At 72.6% G+C, this 17679-nt stretch carries 12 protein-coding genes; 3 read left to right on the plus strand and 9 right to left on the minus strand.

Annotation, left to right across the window (positions count from 1 at the left end):
• Window positions 1–109 precede the first annotated feature (109 nt).
• Both ACFXI4_RS00860 and ACFXI4_RS00865 read right to left on the minus strand, forming a co-directional pair.
• Window positions 110–2695: a bifunctional FO biosynthesis protein CofGH gene (locus ACFXI4_RS00860; RefSeq protein ID WP_384986945.1), complete on the minus strand. Its 2586-nt coding sequence runs from the start codon at window positions 2693–2695 to the stop codon at window positions 110–112.
• 185 nt (window positions 2696–2880) lie between these two features.
• On the minus strand, window positions 2881–3726 hold the full coding sequence (locus ACFXI4_RS00865; protein WP_384986947.1) for an LLM class F420-dependent oxidoreductase: 846 nt from the start codon (window positions 3724–3726) through the stop codon (window positions 2881–2883).
• A gap of 154 nt (window positions 3727–3880) precedes the next feature.
• Between ACFXI4_RS00865 and ACFXI4_RS00870 the strand changes: the two genes are divergently transcribed.
• Both ACFXI4_RS00870 and ACFXI4_RS00875 read left to right on the plus strand, forming a co-directional pair.
• Entirely contained in the window at window positions 3881–5392 is a 1512-nt protein-coding gene (locus tag ACFXI4_RS00870) for a CehA/McbA family metallohydrolase (protein WP_384986949.1), read from the plus strand.
• A 49-nt stretch (window positions 5393–5441) separates the two neighbouring features.
• Entirely contained in the window at window positions 5442–5837 is a 396-nt protein-coding gene (locus ACFXI4_RS00875) for a nitroreductase/quinone reductase family protein (RefSeq protein ID WP_384986951.1), read from the plus strand.
• A 7-nt stretch (window positions 5838–5844) separates the two neighbouring features.
• Here the strand turns inward: ACFXI4_RS00875 and ACFXI4_RS00880 are convergent, their stop codons facing one another.
• The 7 genes from ACFXI4_RS00880 to ACFXI4_RS00910 form a co-directional block, all read right to left on the minus strand.
• On the minus strand, window positions 5845–6756 hold the full coding sequence (locus tag ACFXI4_RS00880) for an NAD(P)H-binding protein (protein ID WP_384986953.1): 912 nt from the start codon (window positions 6754–6756) through the stop codon (window positions 5845–5847).
• 109 nt (window positions 6757–6865) lie between these two features.
• Complete coding sequence (locus ACFXI4_RS00885) at window positions 6866–8335, minus strand: aldehyde dehydrogenase family protein (protein WP_384986955.1); 1470 nt, start codon at window positions 8333–8335, stop codon at window positions 6866–6868.
• Window positions 8332–10053: an amidohydrolase family protein gene (locus tag ACFXI4_RS00890; RefSeq protein ID WP_384986957.1), complete on the minus strand. Its 1722-nt coding sequence runs from the start codon at window positions 10051–10053 to the stop codon at window positions 8332–8334. The genes ACFXI4_RS00885 and ACFXI4_RS00890 overlap by 4 nt, the downstream gene beginning before the upstream one ends.
• Before the next feature lie 86 nt (window positions 10054–10139).
• The gene (locus tag ACFXI4_RS00895) at window positions 10140–11258 is read right to left on the minus strand and encodes an LLM class flavin-dependent oxidoreductase (RefSeq protein ID WP_352220443.1); all 1119 of its coding nucleotides are present in this window, start codon (window positions 11256–11258) and stop codon (window positions 10140–10142) included.
• Window positions 11259–11356: 98 nt separating this feature from the next.
• Entirely contained in the window at window positions 11357–12127 is a 771-nt protein-coding gene (locus tag ACFXI4_RS00900; RefSeq protein WP_384986960.1) for an SDR family NAD(P)-dependent oxidoreductase, read from the minus strand.
• Window positions 12128–12140: 13 nt separating this feature from the next.
• Window positions 12141–13076: an LLM class F420-dependent oxidoreductase gene (locus ACFXI4_RS00905; RefSeq protein WP_384986962.1), complete on the minus strand. Its 936-nt coding sequence runs from the start codon at window positions 13074–13076 to the stop codon at window positions 12141–12143.
• Window positions 13058–14293, minus strand: a complete 1236-nt coding sequence (locus ACFXI4_RS00910; protein ID WP_384986964.1) for an amidohydrolase family protein — start codon at window positions 14291–14293, stop codon at window positions 13058–13060. Before ACFXI4_RS00910 ends, ACFXI4_RS00905 begins: the two co-directional genes overlap by 19 nt.
• 322 nt (window positions 14294–14615) lie before the next feature.
• Here ACFXI4_RS00910 and ACFXI4_RS00915 point away from each other — a divergent pair, with 322 nt between their 5' ends.
• Window positions 14616–17585, plus strand: a complete 2970-nt coding sequence (locus ACFXI4_RS00915) for a BTAD domain-containing putative transcriptional regulator (RefSeq protein ID WP_384986966.1) — start codon at window positions 14616–14618, stop codon at window positions 17583–17585.
• Window positions 17586–17679 lie beyond the last annotated feature (94 nt).

Here is a 17679-nt window from a genome sequence, read left to right on the forward strand (position 1 = left end):
TTATGAGGGCCCCCTACGTAATCGCACAGGGGTCGGATCATCGTACTGCGCGCTGCCCTCTCGCTCCGGCCCCGGCCCCGGCCCGCCCGGTCCGGCCCGCCCGGTCCGTTCAGTCCAGTACCGGCAGCAGCTCCGGCAGGTGCCCGTCGGACGCCTCCGCCGCGCGCCGGCGCTCCTCGGACACCTCGCCGTACAGCGTCGTGCGCGGCCTCGCCGGGCGGCCCGCGGCCTCGGCCACCGCGATCAGGTCCCGCACCGACTTGTAGGAGCCGTACGACGAGCCGGCCATCCGCGAGATCGTCTCCTCCATCAGCGTGCCGCCCAGGTCGTTCGCGCCCGAGCGGAGCATCTCGGCCGCACCCTCGGCGCCCAGTTTCACCCAGCTCGTCTGGATGTTCGGGATGTGGGGGTGAAGGAGGAGGCGGGCCACGGCCGTCACCGCGCGGTTGTCGCGCATGGTCGGGCCCGGCCGCGAGATGCCCGCCAGGTAGACGGGGGCGTTGGTGTGGATGAAGGGGAGCGTCACGAACTCCGTGAAGCCGCCGGTCCGCTGCTGGATGCCGGCCAGCGTGCGCAGGTGGCCCAGCCAGTGCCGGGGCTGGTCGACGTGGCCGTACATCATCGTGGACGAGGAGCGGATGCCGACCTCGTGGGCGGTCGTGACGACCTCGATCCAGGTGGCGGTGGGAAGCTTGCCCTTGGTGAGGACCCAGCGGACCTCGTCGTCCAGGATCTCGGCGGCCGTGCCGGGGATGGTGTCGAGCCCCGCCTCCTTCGCCGCGGTCAGCCACTCCCGGATCGACATGCCGGTGCGGGTCGCGCCGTTCACCACCTCCATCGGCGAGAACGCGTGCACGTGCATGCCGGGCACCCGCTCCTTGACCGCCTTGGCGATGTCGAAGTACGCCGTGCCGGGCAGGTCGGGGTGGATGCCGCCCTGCATGCAGACCTCGACCGCGCCCACGTCCCACGCCTGCTGCGCCCGGTCGGCGACCTGGTCCAGGGAGAGGGTGTACGCGTCGGCGTCGGTGCGGCGCTGGGCGAAGGCGCAGAACCGGCAGCCGGTGTAACAGACGTTGGTGAAGTTGATGTTGCGGGTGACGATGTAGGTGACGTCGTCGCCGACCGCCGACTTCCTCACGTCGTCGGCGATCCGGGTCAGCGCGTCAAGGGCCGGGCCGTCCGCGTGGAACAGGGCGAGGGCCTCGGCGTCCGTGAGCCTCGTCGGATCGTCGGCCGCGGTCGCCAGGGCCTGGCGGACGTCGGTGTCGATGCGCTCGGGCGCCATGCCGGGGGCGGCCGCCTCCCGCAGGGCGCCCCAGTCGCCGTACACCTCGTCGAAGTCGTCGCGGCGGTCGCCGGTACGGCCCTCGGTGTCGATGGCGGTGTGCAGGTCGGTACGGCCGGTCGCGACGAAGACCTCCTCGGGCTCCTGCCAGGGGTGCCCCTCGACCACCGCGTCCGGGACGGCCAGGCCCGTCTCCGGGTCCGCCAGCGCGGCCACGTGCGGACGCAGCCGCGGGTCCAGCCAGGGCTCGCCGCGGCGCACGAACTCCGGGTACACGCAGAGCCGTTCCCGCAGCTCGAAGCCGGCGGCCCGGGAGCGCTCGGTGAGTTCCTCGATCTGCGGCCAGGGGCGTTCGGGGTTGACGTGGTCGACGGTGAGCGGGGAGACCCCGCCCCAGTCGTCGATGCCGGCCGCGATCAGGCGCTCGTACTCGCTGTCCACGAGGTTGGGCGGCGCCTGGATGTTGCCCGCCGGTCCCATCACGAGACGGGCCACCGCGACCGCCGCGACCAGTTCGTCCAGCTCGGCGTCCGGCATCCCGCGCATCGCCGTGTCCGGCTTGGCGCGGAAGTTCTGGATGATCAGTTCCTGGATGCCGTGGTACGAGCGGGCGACCCTGCGCAGCGCGAAGAGGGACTCGGCCCGCTCCTCGTACGTCTCGCCGATGCCGATCAGGATGCCCGACGTGAAGGGGACCGAGGAACGGCCCGCGTCCTCCAGGACCCGCAGCCGGACGGCGGGTTCCTTGTCCGGGGAACCGTGGTGCGGGCCGCCGGGCTCGGACCACAGGCGGGTCGCCGTGGTCTCCAGCATCATGCCCATGGAGGGCGCGACGGGCTTCAGGCGCTGGAAGTCCGTCCACGACAGCACGCCCGGGTTGAGGTGCGGCAGCAGGCCGGTCTCCTCCAGGATGCGGACGGAGATGGCCCGGACATAGGCGATCGTGTCGTCGTAACCGTGCGCGTCGAGCCACTCGCGCGCCTCCGGCCAGCGGTCCTCCGGCTTGTCGCCGAGGGTGATCAGGGCTTCCTTGCAGCCGAGGGCCGCGCCCTTGCGGGCGACGTCGAGGACCTCGTCGGGGGACATGAACATCCCGTGCCCGGCTCGGCGGAGCTTTCCGGGGACGGTGACGAAGGTGCAGTAGTGGCACTTGTCGCGGCACAGGCGGGTGAGGGGGATGAAGACGCTCTTCGAGTACGTGATGACACCCGGGCGGCCCGCCTGCTCCAGACCCGCGTCGCGCACCCGGGCGGCGGACGCGGCGAGGTCGTCGAGCGCCTCGCCGCGGGCCTGGAGGAGCACGGCGGCCTCGGAGACGTCGAGGGCGACGCCGTCCCGGGCGCGTTTGAGGGCGCGACGCATGGAGTTCTCGGTCGGGCCGGTTCCGGAGGTCGCGGAAGTCGTCATTCTTTGAGCATACGTTCGGGTTCGGTGGGGTCGGTGGGGCGGCGGTGCGTCGTCGGCTGCGGATATGTGGGGGGGGTCGCGCAGTTCCCCGCGCCCCTCGAAGCAGGGCTGCAGCAGGCGCCCTGAAGGGGTGCGGGGAACTGCGCGACCGGCCACAGCGCGCCCGCGGCCGACGACGCATGCGCTCAGAGGTGCCGCGCGTACCCGTCCAACGCCGCCAGTACCTCCGCCTCCCCCGCCGGAGGCAGCTGGACCACGACCTCCTCGACGCCCAGTTCGGCATAGTGCGCGAGTTTGCCGGGGGTCGGGAAGACCGCGTACGGGACGACCTGCAGCCCCGCCGGATCCCGCCCCGCGTCGGTCCACACGCCCCGCAGGACCGGCAGCGACTCGGTGAGCCCGCGTCCTCCGATCGGCATCCAGCCGTCCGCGTACTCCGCGATGTGGGCGAACAGCTTCGGCCCCGCCGCCCCGCCGACCAGCGTGCGCGGACCGACGACCGGCCCGCGCGGCTTCTGGACGGGCTTGGGATACGCGGACGATGCCCGTACGCTCCCGAACTCCCCTTCGTAGGCGGTCGGTTCCTCCGTCCACAGCGCCCGCATCAGCGCCATCCGGTCCCGGCTCAGCTCCCGTCGCGTCCGCCAGGTCACGCCGTGATCCGCGGCCTCCTCGACGTTCCAGCCGAAGCCGACGCCGAGCGTGAAGCGGCCGCCGGACAGGTGGTCGAGGGTGGCGATCTGCTTGGCGAGGTCGATCGGATCGTGCTGGGCGACCAGGGTGATGCCGGTGCCGAGGCCGAGACGCTCGGTGACCGCGGCGGCCTGGCCGAGTCCGACGAAGGGGTCGAGGGTGCGCCCGTACTCGCGGGGCAGGTCGCCGCCGGCCGGGTACGGGGTGGTCCGTTCGACGGGGATGTGCGTGTGCTCGGGCAGGTAGAGGCCGGCGAAACCGCGCGCTTCCAGCTCACGGGCGAGCCGGACGGGGGTGATGGTCTCGTCGGTGAGGAAGATCGTGACGGCTATGCGCATGGGCCATCTGTACCGGCGATGGCGCGATATGTCCATACCGACTGGTCGGCATCATCCGTCCCGTCTTTCACACGGCTATGCACGTGCCATACGGATGCCTGTGGATTCCCCGACCTTCCAGGGGAGTTCACGTCGAGAGGGGAGAGTCACCGGCATGTGTGAGGACACGCACGGCATCGGCAGACGCGCACTGTTCGTGACGGGCGCGGCGGCAGCCCTTACGTTGGGGACCGTGAGCTTCGCAGCGGCGGACGGTCAGGACCCGGGGACCCAGGAGACGCGGACGGTACGCGGCACGCTGCCGCCCGGCTGCCCGGACTTCGTGTACGTCCCGGTCGAGGTCCCCGCCGGCGTCCGGGAGATCAAGGTCTCCTACACCTACGACCGGCCGGGCGTCCCGGCCGGCACCACGGGCAACGCGCTCGACATCGGCGTCTTCGACCAGCACGGCACCGAGCTGGGCGGCAAGGGCTTCCGGGGCTGGTCGGGCGGGGCCCGCACGGAGTTCTTCATCCGCGCCGACGACGCCACCCCGGGGTACCTGCCCGGCCCGGTCCGCGCCGGCACCTGGCAGGTCGCCCTCGGCCCCTACACGGTCGCCCCGCAGGGGCTGAACTACGAGCTGACGATCACGCTGACGTACGGCGAGACCGGCACCCCCGTCCGCCCGGTCTACCCGCCGGAGCGGGCCAAGGGCCGGGGCCGGGACTGGTACCGGGGCGACTGCCACCTGCACTCCTGGTACTCCGACGGCCGCCGCACCCCCGCCGAGATCGCTGCCCTCGCCCGTGCCGCCGGCCTGGACTTCATCAACTCCTCCGACCACAACACGCACTCCTCGCACGCGCACTGGGCGGACCAGGCCGGCGACGACCTGCTGATCCTGCTCGGCGAGGAGGTCACCACCCGCAACGGCCACGTCGTCGCCCTCGGCATGGACCCCGGGACCTTCGTCGACTGGCGCTACCGGGCCCGCGACAACCGCTTCGGCCGCTTCGCCCACCAGATCCGCAAGGCCGGCGGCCTGGTCGTACCGGCGCATCCGCACGCCACCTGTGTGGGCTGCGCCTGGAAGTTCGGGTTCGGGGACGCGGACGCGGTCGAGGTGTGGAACGGCCCCTACACCCCCGACGACGAGGTGGCCCTGTCCGCCTGGGACGCCACGCTGGTCGCGTCGGTGCGCGCGGGCGGACGATGGCTGCCGGCGATGGGCAACAGCGACGCGCACCGCGACCCGGACGCCGTCGGGACGCCCCAGACCGTCGTCCTCGCCGACGACCTGACCCGCGAGGCCGTCCAGGAGGGCCTGCGCGCGGGCCGGTCCTACATCGCCGAGTCGAAGAACGTGAAGGTGAGCCTCACGGCGACGGGCGGCCGCGGCCAGCGGGCCGGGATCGGCGAGCGGCTGGAGGTGGCCGACGACACTCCGGTGACGGTCCGTCTGGAGGCCTCCGGGGTGCCGCGCTGCACGGTCCGCTTCGTCACCGACGAGGGGGTCCTGCTGACCAGCGACCCGTTCCCGGTGTCCGGCTCGGGCGTGGTCGAATGGCGGACCACCCCGCAGTACGCGGCGTACGTACGCGCGGAACTGCGCCACGAGACGGCGGCGGGCCCGCTGCCCGGCGCCCTGGCGGCACTGACGAACCCGGTCTTCCTGGGCCGGTGAGAGAGCCGCCCGGGCCGAAGACCGCAGCAGCGAAGGAGTCGCACGGACCATGCCCCGCCCCACGGATGCCCGTTTCCGCGCCACCACCGCCTTCCAGCGTCATGTCGCCAACCCGCTCACGCGGCTGATGCCCTTCCAGACCCTCCTGGAGACCACCGGGCGCACCTCCGGGCTGCCCCGCCGCACACCGCTGGGCGGCCGGCGGGTCGGCGGGTCCTTCTGGCTGGTGTCGGAGTTCGGCGAGCGGTCGCAGTACGTCCGCAACATCAAGGCCGACCCCCGGGTGCGGGTCCGCGTCGGGGGGAAGTGGCACACGGGGACGGCCCATCTCCTGCCCGACGACGACCCGGTGGCCCGGCTGCGCACGCTGCCCCGGGGCAACAGCACGGCCGTGAGGCTGCTCGGGACCGAACTGCTGACGGTACGGGTGGATCTGGACGGCTGAGCGTGGGTCACTCCGGGGCGGCGGCTTCGAGCAGGCCGTCGAAGCCCGCGGGCGGGCGGCCCAGGAGCCGCGTCACGTCGTCGGTCGCCCGGTCGTAGCGGTTCTCCCGGTGCAGCCGGGCCATCGTGGCGATGTGGTCGAAGAGATGCGGCGCCAGGGACAGCGGCCCGAGGTCGTGCTCGACCCATTCGTCGTGGGGCACGTCGACGTACGTCACGGTGCGCCCCAGCGCGGCGGAGAACTCGGCGGCGATCGCGGACATGTCGCGGGAGGCGGCGCCGGTCAGTTCGTAGACCCGGCCGGCCTGCGGCGAAGGGTCCAGCAGCAGCCGGGCGACCACCGCGGCCACGTCGCGGGCGGCCACCGGCGAGGTGCGCGCGGTGCCGAAGGGAAGGCGGATCGTGCCGTCACGCCGGGCGGAGGCCACGGCGAGCACGCCGAAGAGCGGGTTCTCCATGAACACCGTCGGCCGGACGTGGACGACCGGCAGCCCGGACCAGTTGAGGACGTGTTCGGAGAGCCAGTGCAGCCGCTGCTGGTGCGACTCCGTGCTGCTGGTGAGGGTCATCTGGGAGACGGTCATCTGCGACATGTGCACCAGCAGTTCGAGCCGGCCGCCCGCGAGCCCCGCCGCCGCCACGGTCGCGGTGGCCTCCAGGTAGTCGGCCGACGGGCTCATCCCGTAGTACGCCCTGCGGCAGCCGTCCAGGGCCGCGACCACGTCCGCGCCGCGCGTGAGGTCGCCGACGACCACCTCCACGCCGTCGAGGGCCCGCAGCGCGGTGGCACGGTCGTCGTCGTGGTGCACCAGGGCCCGTACCGGCACCCCGTGCCGGCGCAGCTCCCGGAGGACCCTCGCGCCCACCCCTCCGACGCCACCGCCGGCGCCGGTGACCAGGACCGGATCAGTACTCGGCAACACGTCCTCCCGAAGTCGGCAATCCGCCCCGCCTTTCTACGGCACCCGGATCGCCTCCCGGCACGCCCCGCCGTGCGGGCCACACGTCAGGAGCAGCCGCCGTCCGCCCTCACCCCGGCCAGACGATCGCCTGCGTCTCGCTGTAGGCGTGCAGGGCGTAGGAGCCGACGTCCCGGCCCACCCCGCTCTTCTTGAACCCGCCGAAGGGTGCCTCCATGTTCCGCCCGACGGTGTTGATCCCGACGCCTCCCGCCCGCAGCCGCCGCGCCACCCGGAAGGCGCGGGCCACGTCCCCCGACCAGACGTAGTCGATGAGGCCGTAGTCGGAGTCGTTGGCGAGGGCGATGCCCTCGTCCTCCTCGTCGAAGGGGACGACCGCGACGACCGGACCGAAGATCTCCTCGCGGACCGCGCGCATCTCGTTGGTGCAGTCGGCGAGGAGGGTGGGCGCGAGGTAGAAACCCCGCTCCGGCAGGGGGCAGCGGGAGTGCTCGCCGCCCGTCACCACCGTCGCGCCCTCCTTCCCGGCGAGTTCGACGTAGGACTCGACCCGCGCCCGGTGCGCGGCCGTGATCAGCGGCCCCACCACCGTGTCCGGTGCCGCCGGGTCTCCGACCTTCAGCCGGCCCGCGTAGGCGGCCAGTTGCTCCACCAGCCGGTCGTACAGCGGCCGCTGCACCAGCACCCGCGTGGGTGCCGTACAGATCTGCCCGCTGTAGAAGGAGAAGGTGGTGCCGATGCCCGCCACCGCGGAACCGACGTCTGCGTCGGCGAGGACGACGGCCGCGCCCTTCCCGCCCAGCTCCATCAGCTGCCGTTTCATGTCCCGCCCGCACACCTCGGCGATGCGCTGCCCGACGGCCGTGGACCCGGTGAAGCTCACCATGTCGACGTCGGACGAGGCCACCGCGGCCTCGCCGACGCCGGCCGACCGGCCGGAGACGACGTTCAGCACGCCCGGCGGGGCGCCGGCCGCCTCCAGCGCCTCGGCCATGCGGTAGACGGAGAGCGGGTCCTGCGGGGCAGGTTTCACCACCACCGTGTTGCCCATGGCCAGCGCGGGCGCGACCTTGCCCGCCGGGTTGGCCCAGGGGTTGTTGTACGACGTGATGCAGCTGACCACGCCCACCGGCTGGCGCACCGCCAGCGCGCCCATCACCCCCGCCCTGCCCATCGGCCCGGCCTCGTTGATCTGCGGCGGGATCGCCCACTCGGCGGGCTCGACGGTGGCGTACCGGCGGAACCGGGCTGCGGCCACCCCCACCTGCATCGCCCGGGCGGTCCCGGTCGTCGCGCCGGTCTCCGCCCGGGCCAGGTCGGCGAACTCCGCCAGTCTGCCGCGGATGATGTCGGCGGCCCGGCCGAGGACCGCCGCCCGTTCCGCCGCCGGGGTGCGTGACCAGCCGTCGAACGCCTCCCGGGCGGCCGCGCAGGCGGCCAGTACCTGCTCCTCGGAGGCCTCCGGAGCCCAGCCGACGGTCTCTTCGGTGGCCGGGTCGACGACCGCGTAGTGGCCGCCGTCGGGGTCCACCCAGCGTCCCCCGACGAACAGCGGCTGCCCGTCGGCCGCGTCCCTCACCGGGTGCTCACCGTGCTGGTGTCGCGGCCGGACCGCAGCACCTTCCCGGGCACGGCGCCGCTGACCGCGTCGTCACGGATGGCCTCGACCCCGTTCACCCAGACCGCCCGCACCCCGATCGCCTTCGCGTCCAGGCGGGGGCTGTCGCCCGGCAGGTCGTGCACCAGGGTGGCCGGGCCGGCGGCGATCCGCTCCGGGTCGAAGAGCACGAGGTCCGCATGCCAGCCCTCCGTGATCCGGCCCCGTTCCCGCAGCCCGAAGAGCCGGGCGGGATCGTCGGTCAGCATCTTCACCGCCTGCTCGAGGCCGAGCAGTCTGCGGCCGCGCAGACAGTCGCCGAGGAACCGGGTGGTGTACGGCGCTCCGCACATCCGGTCCAGATGCGCCCCCGCGTCGGACCCGCCGAGCAGTACGTCCTCGTGCTGCCAGGTCTCGGCGCGCAGCGCCCAGGAGGCGGGGTCGTTGTCGGTGGGCATGGGCCACAGGACGGTGCGGAGTCCGTCGGCCGCGCAGATCTCGACCAGGCAGTGGAACGGGTCCAGGCCCCGCTCCGCCGCGATGTCCTCGACCACCCGGCCCGACAGCCCGGCGTTGGCCTCGCTGTAGGTGTCGCCGATGACGTACCGACCGAAGTTCGCGAGCCGCCGGAAGACACCGGCCTCCTTCGAGTTTGCGCGCTCCAGCATCCGGGCGCGTACCTCGGGGTCGCGGAGCTTCTCGATCCGCTCCGGCACGGGCAGCCCGAGGACCGGCCCCCACCCGGGTATCAGGTTCAGCGCGCAGAAGGTGCCCAGGGACATGTTCATCGGCGTGAGGATCGGCATGGTCAGCGCCACGACCCGGCCGCCCGCCTTGCGGGCCCGCTCGCTCGCCTGGAGCTGGCGGGGCACCCGCTCCGGCACGGCGGCGTCCACGGTGAGCACGTTCCAGTTCAGCGGCCGGCCGGCCGCCGCGCTCATCTCGGCGAACAGGTCGATCTCGGCGTCGCTGAACTGGTCGAGGCAGCCGGCGACGATCGCCTCGATCTGCGTGCCCTCGTGTTCCCCGACGGCCCGCGAGAGGGCCAGCAGTTCCGCCGGGCCGGCGTGCCGGGAGGCGACCGGCTGTCCGTCGCCGTCCGAGTGGGTGGACGACTGGGTGGTGGAGAAGCCCCAGGCGCCCGCGTCCATGGCCTCGTGCAGCAGGGCGACGATCGCGGCGAGTTGGTCCTCGCTGGGCTGTCCGCCGACCGCGTCCGGCCCCATCACGTACCGGCGCAGGGCACAGTGCCCGACCATGAACCCGGCGTTGACGGCGATCCGGCCTTCGAGCGCGTCCAGGTACTCCCCGAAGGAGGTCCAGCTCCAGGGCGCCCCTTCCTCCAGGGCGACCAGTGACATGCCCTCGACCTTGGACATCATGCGGCGCGTGTAGTCGGCGTCCCCCGGCCTCAGGGGCGCGAGGGTGAAGCCGCAGTTGCCGGCGGCGACCGTCGTGACCCCGTGGTTGAGGGAGGGGGTGGCGTACGGATCCCAGAAGAGCTGGGCGTCGTAGTGGGTGTGGGGGTCGACGAAACCGGGGGCGAGCACGAGCCCGGTGGCGTCCTCGGTGGTACGGGCTTCCTCGGTGACGGTACCGACGACGGCGATCCGGCCGTCGCGGATGCCGACGTCGGCGGTGTGGGCGGGCGCACCGGTTCCGTCGACGACGGTCGCGCCCTTGATGAGGTGGTCAAGCATGGGGCTCCCTTTTCAACTCCGTTACCGAAAAGGGGCGCGGGGAACTGCGCAACCGGCCACAACGCACCCGCACCCCGCGACGGCGCCTACGCGGCACCCCGGAACCGGGTGGTCCGGTGCACCGGATCCGTGTCGATCTTCGGAATCACGTGCTCCCCGATCAGCCGGATCGTCTGCAGCGTCTCCTCCTTCGGCACCCCCACCGGCAGCCCGAAGCTCAGCTGGTCCGCCCCGGCCTGTTCCCACCGCTTGCACTGCCGCAGCACCTCGTCCGGATCACCGCAGATCAGCAGTTCCTCCTCGACGAGCAGCTCGACGAACTCCGGCGTGTACTCGGGCAGCGTCTCCGGCCACACCGGGAAGCCCTCGGGCCGCGGGAACGTGTCGTGGTAGCGGAACACCAGCGACGGCAGGTAGTGCAGCCCGCCGGACGCGGCGATCCGGATCGCCTCGTCGTGGGTCGGCGCGCAGATCGCCGTCGTGGTCACCATCACGTTGTCGTTGACGAAGTCGCCCACCGGCTCCGCGTTCACGATCGCCGTCTTGTACTGCTCCAGCACCCACTCCATGTCGGAAACCTTCTGGATGCTGAACCCGAGGACGCCGAGCCCCTTCTTCGCGGCCATGGCGTACGACGGCGGCGACCCGGCCGCGTACCACATCGCGGGGTGGGACCTGCCGTACGGCTTCGGCAGCACCTTGCGCGGCGGCAGCTGCCAGTGCTTGCCCTGGAACCCGGCGTACTCGTCCTGGAGCCACATCTTGGGGAACTCGGCGATGGTCTCCTCCCAGATCTCCTTCGTGTAGTTCATGTCGGTGATGCCCGGCAGGAACCCGAGGATCTCGTGGGAGCCGGCGCCGCGTCCGCTGCCGAACTCGAAGCGGTTGCCGGTGAGGTGGTCGAGCATGGCGACCTTCTCGGCGACCTTCACCGGGTGGTTGACCTGGGCGAGCGGGTTGAAGATCCCGGAGCCGAGGTGGATGCGCTCGGTCGCGTGCGCGAGGTACCCCAGGAAGACGTCGTTCGCCGACAGGTGCGAGTACTCGTCGAGGAAGTGGTGCTCGGAGGCCCAGGCGTACTTGAAACCGGACTTGTCCGCCTGGATGACGTACTCGGTCTCCTCCATCAGTGCCTTGTGCTCGGCCAGCGGGTCGGTCTCGGCGCGCTTGCCCACGTATCCCTGTACAAAGAGCCCGAATTCCAAGGCGGTTCACCGTCCCAAGTTGTCTGACGTTCAGTCAGATACCGTTCGTCGGCCGACTGTCGCACCGGCCGCCGCCACCGTCAATAGCTGATGGACCGTCAGATTACCGAGACCCCGGCCAGCCAGCCCCCGTCGATCACGAACGGCTGCCCGGTGATGTACGAGGAGTCGTCCGAGGTCAGGAACAGCGCCAGCCTGGCCACCTCCTCCGCCCGCCCGATCCGGCCCAGCGGCACCAGCTTGCGGTACAGCTCGTCCAGGGCCCGGCTCATCTCCTCCGGGTCGGCGGTGGGGTCGAGCCGCGCCGGGTTGGACATCGCCGTGTCGACGGCACCCGGGCAGATCGCGTTGACGCGTATGCGCCGGCCGGCCAGTTCCAGCGCGGCGACCCGGGTGAGCCCGAGCACCGCGTGTTTGGTGGCGGCGTACGTCCCCACCGCGGCCATCCCCGTCAGCGCGGTGTAGGACGCCGTGTTGACGATGGTCCCGCCGTCGGCCAGTTCGGGCGCCACCGTCTTCATACCCAGGAAGCAACCGACCTGGTTGACCTGGACGACCTGCATGAACTCGTCGAGGGGCGTGTCCACGAGCGCGTTGAACCGCAGGATGCCCGCGTTGTTCACCAGCCCGTCGAGCCGGCCGTACGCCTGCTTGACGGCGGCGACGGCGGCCTGCCACTCGGCCTCCACGCCCACGTCCAGGTGGACGTAGCGGGCCCCGATCTCCTTGGCGAGGGCCTCCCCCTGGTCGTCCAGCACGTCCGCCACGACCACGCTCGCGCCCTCCTCGGCGAAGAGCCGCGCCTCCTGCTCACCCTGTCCGCGCGCCGCCCCGGTGACGATGACGACCCGCCCGTCCAGCTTGCCCATGGCCACCCGCTCCTCAGTTCAGCCGGGGCGCGACGTCCGCCCCGAACGCGCTTATCTGGTCGATGAGTTCGGCCCGGTTCCGGCTGCGGAACCGCACCTGTACCTGGTGCGCGCCCATCTCGCCGTAGGCCCGCAGCGACTCGGCGACGGCCTCCGGGGTACCGCTGACGGTGCGCCGGCCGACCTCCCACCGGGGGGTGCCGAGGTACAGCGGCTCGGCTATCGCACCGACCACGAGGGGCTCCGTCACCCCCGCCTCCTCGCGCAGCCGCCGCAGCCGGGCGATCTGGGCGGGCAGCCGGTCCCTCGGGTCGCCCTGCGGCAGCCAGCCGTCGCCCTTGAGCGCGGCCCGCCGCACCGCGGCCGGGGACGAGCCGCCGACCCAGATCGGCACCCGGCGCTGCGCGGGCCGGGGCCGCTGCCCGAGCCCCTCGAAGTCGTAGAACTTGCCGTGGTGGACGGGGAACTCGTCCGGCCCGAGAGCGGCCCGCAACGCGTCGACCGCCTCGTCCAGGAGCGCGCCCCGCTGCCCGAAGTCCACCCCGAGCACCTCGAACTCCTCCCGCACGTGCCCCGCCCCGACCCCGAGGACCAGCCGGCCGCCGGAGAGGTGGTCGAGGGTCGCGTACTGCTTGGCGGAGAGCAGGGGGTGCCGCAGGCCGACGACCGCGACGTGGCTGAGCAGGCGTATCCGCTCGGTGACGGCGGCCAGGTGGGCGAGGGTGGCGACCGGGTCGTACCAGACCGTGCTCATCGCGTCGGCGAGCCGGTGCGGGATCGCCACGTGGTCGCAGACCGCGAGGTAGGCGAAGCCGGCCAGCTCCACGGCCCGGGCGATCTCCACCAGGTCCGCGGCGCCGGCCTCCGCCTCCCACTTCTCGGCGTAGATCGTGGACTGGGACTGGACGGGGAGCTGGATGCCGAAGTCGGTCACCTCGTACCGCCCCACAGACCCTCCGGGGTCAGCCCCAGCAGGTCGATCGCGTTGCCGCGGACAATGCGTTCGATCACGTCCGGGGCCAGGTGGCCCATCTGGGCCTCGCCGACCTCGCGGGACTTCGGCCAGGTGGAGTCGGAGTGCGGGTAGTCGGTCTCGTAGAGGACGTTGCCGAGGCCGATGGCGTCGAGGTTCCTCAGGCCGAACGCGTCGTCGAAGAAGCAGCCGTGGACGTGCTCGGCGAAGAGTTCGGAGGGCGGGCGGGTGACCTTGTCGGCGACGCCGCCCCAGGCGCGGTTCTCCTCCCAGACCACGTCCGCGCGTTCCAGGATGTAGGGGATCCAGCCGATCTGGCCCTCCGCGTACATCACCTTCAGGTTCGGGAAACGCTCGAACTTGCCGCTCATCAGCCAGTCCACCATCGAGAAGCAGCAGTTGGCGAAGGTGATCGTGGAGCCGACGGCCGGCGGCGCGTCGGCGGAGGTGGACGGCATCCGGCTGCTGGAGCCGATGTGCATGGCGACGACCGTGCCGGTCTCGTCGCAGGCGGCGAGGAAGGGGTCCCAGTCGTCGGTGTGGACGGAGGGCAGCCCGAGGTGCGGGGGGATCTCGGAGAAGGCGACGGCGCGGACCCCGCGGGCCGCGTTGCGGCGGACCTCGGCGGCGGCCAGGCCGGCGTCCCAGAGGGGGATGAGGGTCAGGGGTATCAGCCGGCCCTGCGCCGGCGGGCCGCACCACTCCTCCACCATCCAGTCGTTGTAGGCCTGGACGCAGAGCAGGGCCAGTTCGCGGTCCTGGGCCTCGGTGAAGGTCTGCCCGCAGAAGCGGGGGAAGGTCGGGAAGCAGAGGGCGGACTGGACGTGGTTGACGTCCATGTCGGCGAGCCGCCGCGGGACGTCGTACGAACCGGCCCGCATCTGCTCGTACGTGATCACCTCCAGCTTGATCTCGTCCCGGCTGTAGCCCACCGCGGTGTCGAGGCGGGTGAGGGGGCGGTGCAGGTCCTCGTAGATCCACCAGTCCCCGATCGGGCCGTCCTCGCCGGGGCTGCCCATGACCGGCTTGAAACGGCCGCCGAGGAAGCTCATCTCGCGCAGCGGGGCACGGACGATGCGCGGCCCGGTGTCCAGGTACTTCTTCGGGAGGCGGGACTGCCAGACGTCCGGCGGCTCCACGGTGTGGTCGTCGACGGAGATGATCAGCGGAAAGGTGCCGTCCTGGGTGTCCATGGCGCTCACGGTAGCGCCGATCTGACGAACCGTCAGCTACCGTGATGACGGTTCGTCAGCCAGACGGTGACAACCCGCCCGGCGCACCGGCGGCGGCTTCCGGGCCACCGGGGGCCGGCATCCGGGCCTTACCGTCCGCGTGGTCCGGAGCCACCGGCGGAAGCGTTCCGTCGCGAACCGGACCCGTTCGCGGGGCCACTTCGATGTGAAGGCTGTGTGGACTACCCCACGTCGGCCTGTGATCGGGGTCTCGCCAGGCTGACGCGGCTCCCGTGGACAAGGCAGACTGACGGGGTGGATCGGGATGTCTAGGGGGACGGGCATGGACGGTGGACCGCGGGTACCGGAGCAGCGGCGCCCCTCCTCCTCGTCGGAGGCGGCGTTGCGTTTCAGCGTGCTCGGTCCGGTGCGCGCCTGGCGCGAGGGGCAGCCGCTCAACACCGGCTCCCCTCAGCAACGCGCGCTGCTCGCGGCCCTGTTGCTGCGCGAGGGCCGCACGGCGACCGCGGCCGAGCTGATCGACGCGCTGTGGGGCCCCGAGCCGCCGTCGCAGGCGCTGGCGGCGGTCCGGACGTACGCGTCCCGGCTGCGCAAGATCCTGGATCCGGGCGTCCTGGTCAGCGAGTCCGGCGGCTACGCCGTCCGCGGTCTCGGCGAGGGCGCCCTGGACCTGGCGGCGGTGCAGGACCTGGCGGCGGAGGCGGAGAAGGCGCGGAGCGCCGGTGATCTGGGCCACTCCCGGGACCTGCTGAACCGGGCCCTGGCCCGGTGGGACGGCGAGGCGCTGGCCGGTGTCCCCGGCCCGTACGCCGACGCCCACCGGGTCCGGCTGGACGAGTGGCGGCTGCAACTCCTCGAGACCCGCCTGGACATGGACCTGGAGCAGGGCAGCCACGCCGAGGCGGTGTCGGAGCTGACGGCGCTGACCGCGGCCCACCCGCTGCGCGAGCGGCTGCGCGAGCTGCTGATGCTGGCCCTGTACCGCAGCGGCCGGCAGGCCGAGGCCCTCGCGGTGTACGCGGACACCCGCCGCCTGCTGGCCGAGGAGCTGGGCGTCGACCCGCGCCCGGGCCTGCGCGACCTCCAGCAGCGCATCCTCCAGGCCGACCCGGCCCTGGCGGAACCCTCCTCGCCCGCCGCGGACCCTCCGGCCGTCCTCGTCCGCCCCGCCCAGCTGCCCGCCACCGTGCCCGACTTCACCGGCCGGTCCGCCTGTGTCACCGAGCTGGGCGAGGTGCTGGCGTCGGCGGACGGCCGTGTGATGGCCGTTTCGGCGCTGGCCGGCATCGGCGGCGTGGGCAAGACCACGCTGGCCGTCCATGTGGCCCACCAGGCCCGTTCGGCCTTCCCGGACGGCCAGTTGTACGTCGACCTGCAAGGAGCGGGACCCCGGGCCGCGGAACCGGAGACGGTCCTGGGCTCCTTCCTGCGCGCCCTGGGCACCGCCGACTCCGCCATCCCGGACACCCTGGACGACCGGGCGGCCCTGTACCGCTCGGTCCTGGACGGCCGCCGGGTGCTGGTGCTGCTGGACAACGCGAAGGACGCGGCCCAGGTCCGTCCACTGCTGCCGGGCACCGAGGGATGTGCGGCGCTGGTCACCTCCCGGGTGCGGATGGTCGACCTGGCGGGGGCGCACCTGGTGGACCTGGACGTGATGTCCCCCGACGAGGCGCTCCAGCTCTTCACGAGGATCGTGGGCGCGGAGCGGGTGGCCGCGGAGCGGAAGGCGGCCCTCGACGTGGTGGCCGCGTGCGGCTTCCTCCCCCTCGCGATCCGCATCGCGGCGTCCCGGCTCGCGGCCCGCCGCACCTGGACGGTCTCGGTGCTGGCGGCGAAGCTCGCGGACGAGCGCCGCCGCCTGGACGAGCTCCAGGCAGGCGACCTGGCGGTGAAGGCGACCTTCGAACTCGGCTACGGCCAGCTGGAACCGGCCCAGGCCCGCGCCTTCCGGCTGCTGGGCCTGGCCGACGGCCCGGACATCTCGCTGGCGGCGGCCGCGGCGGTCCTGGACCTCCCGGCGGAGGACACCGAGGACCTCCTGGAGGCCCTGGTCGACACGTCCCTCGTGGAGTCGGCGGCCCCCGGCCGCTACCGCTTCCACGACCTGGTCCGCCTCTACGCGCGTGCGTGCGCGGAACGCGACGAGAGGCCGCCGAGCGAAAGAGAGGCGGCGATGTCCCGCCTCCTGGACTTCTACCTGGCCACGGCGGCGGGGGTGTACGCGATCGAGCGGCCCGGGGAACGCGTCCTGGACCACCTGATCCGCAGCACCTACCCGGGTCTCTCCTTCACCGACCGGGACAGGGCGCTGGACTGGCTGTTCACCGAGGCGAGCGGTCTGCTGGCAGCCGTGCAGCAGGCCGGCGGCACCACGGGCCGGCTGCGCCGGGCGGCCGATCTCCTCGTCGCGGCCGTGGATCTCGGCGAGTCCGGTATCGGCGCCCGCCAGTACGTCCAGGCCGCCACCGCGGTGGTCTCCGCGGCCCAGCAGTACGGCGACGCCTACGCCGAGGGCCGCGCCCGCCTCATGCACAGCCATCTCCTCGGCGTATCGGGCCAGTTCGCGGAGTCGGACCGGGAGGCGGGCGAAGCGCTCCGGCTCGGTCTGGCCGCCGGGGATCCCGTGGTGTGTGCCCAGGCACCCAACCAGCAGGGCATCATCGCCCTCTACAACGTGCGGCACGCCGAGGCAGAGCAGCACCTCACCCAGGCCCTGGCCGCATTCCGGGCGGACGGCAACACGCCCGGTGAGGCCAGCGCCCTGTGCAATCTGTCCCGGGTCCATCTGGCGACCGGCCGAACCGAGAGCGCGGTCTCCCTGGCCCGCCAGGGGATCGCCATCTACGAACGCGACGACAGCGGCATGGCCCTGCGTCTGGCCAACGGCAAGTACGCGCTGGGGCTCGCCCTGACCAGCGCGGGAGAGACTCGGCTGGCCCTGGAGACCCTCACCGGCGCCCTGGGCATGTTCCAGGACGCCCGACAGCAGCTGTGGCACGGCATGACGCTCTTCCGGATCGCCGAACTCCATCTGTCCGACCACAGCCCCGCACAGGCCGCGGCGTGCGCGGAACAGGCGCTGGCCGTGCTGCACGGCATCGGCGGGGAGTGGCGCCGCGCCAACATCCTCACGGCCCTGGGCCGCGCTCTGCACGGCATCGGCCAGACCGACCGCGCGAAGGTCTGCTGGCAGGAGGCGCTCTCGGTGTTCGAGGCGTCAAAGTCACCGGAGGCGGCGGACGTACGTCGGCTCCTGGAATCCGCCCCGGTCCGCCAGGGGTCCCCCTAAGCCGTTCCAGGGCCCCTGCCCGCGTTCATCATTCGTTTATCGAAGCCCGGCACTCTCAGTGGTGCCGGACCGTCGCGTCGGGGGGCAGACGGCT

Origin of the sequence: Streptomyces sp. NPDC059224 (assembly GCF_042754285.1) — a bacterium.
Lineage (GTDB): Bacteria > Actinomycetota > Actinomycetes > Streptomycetales > Streptomycetaceae > Streptomyces.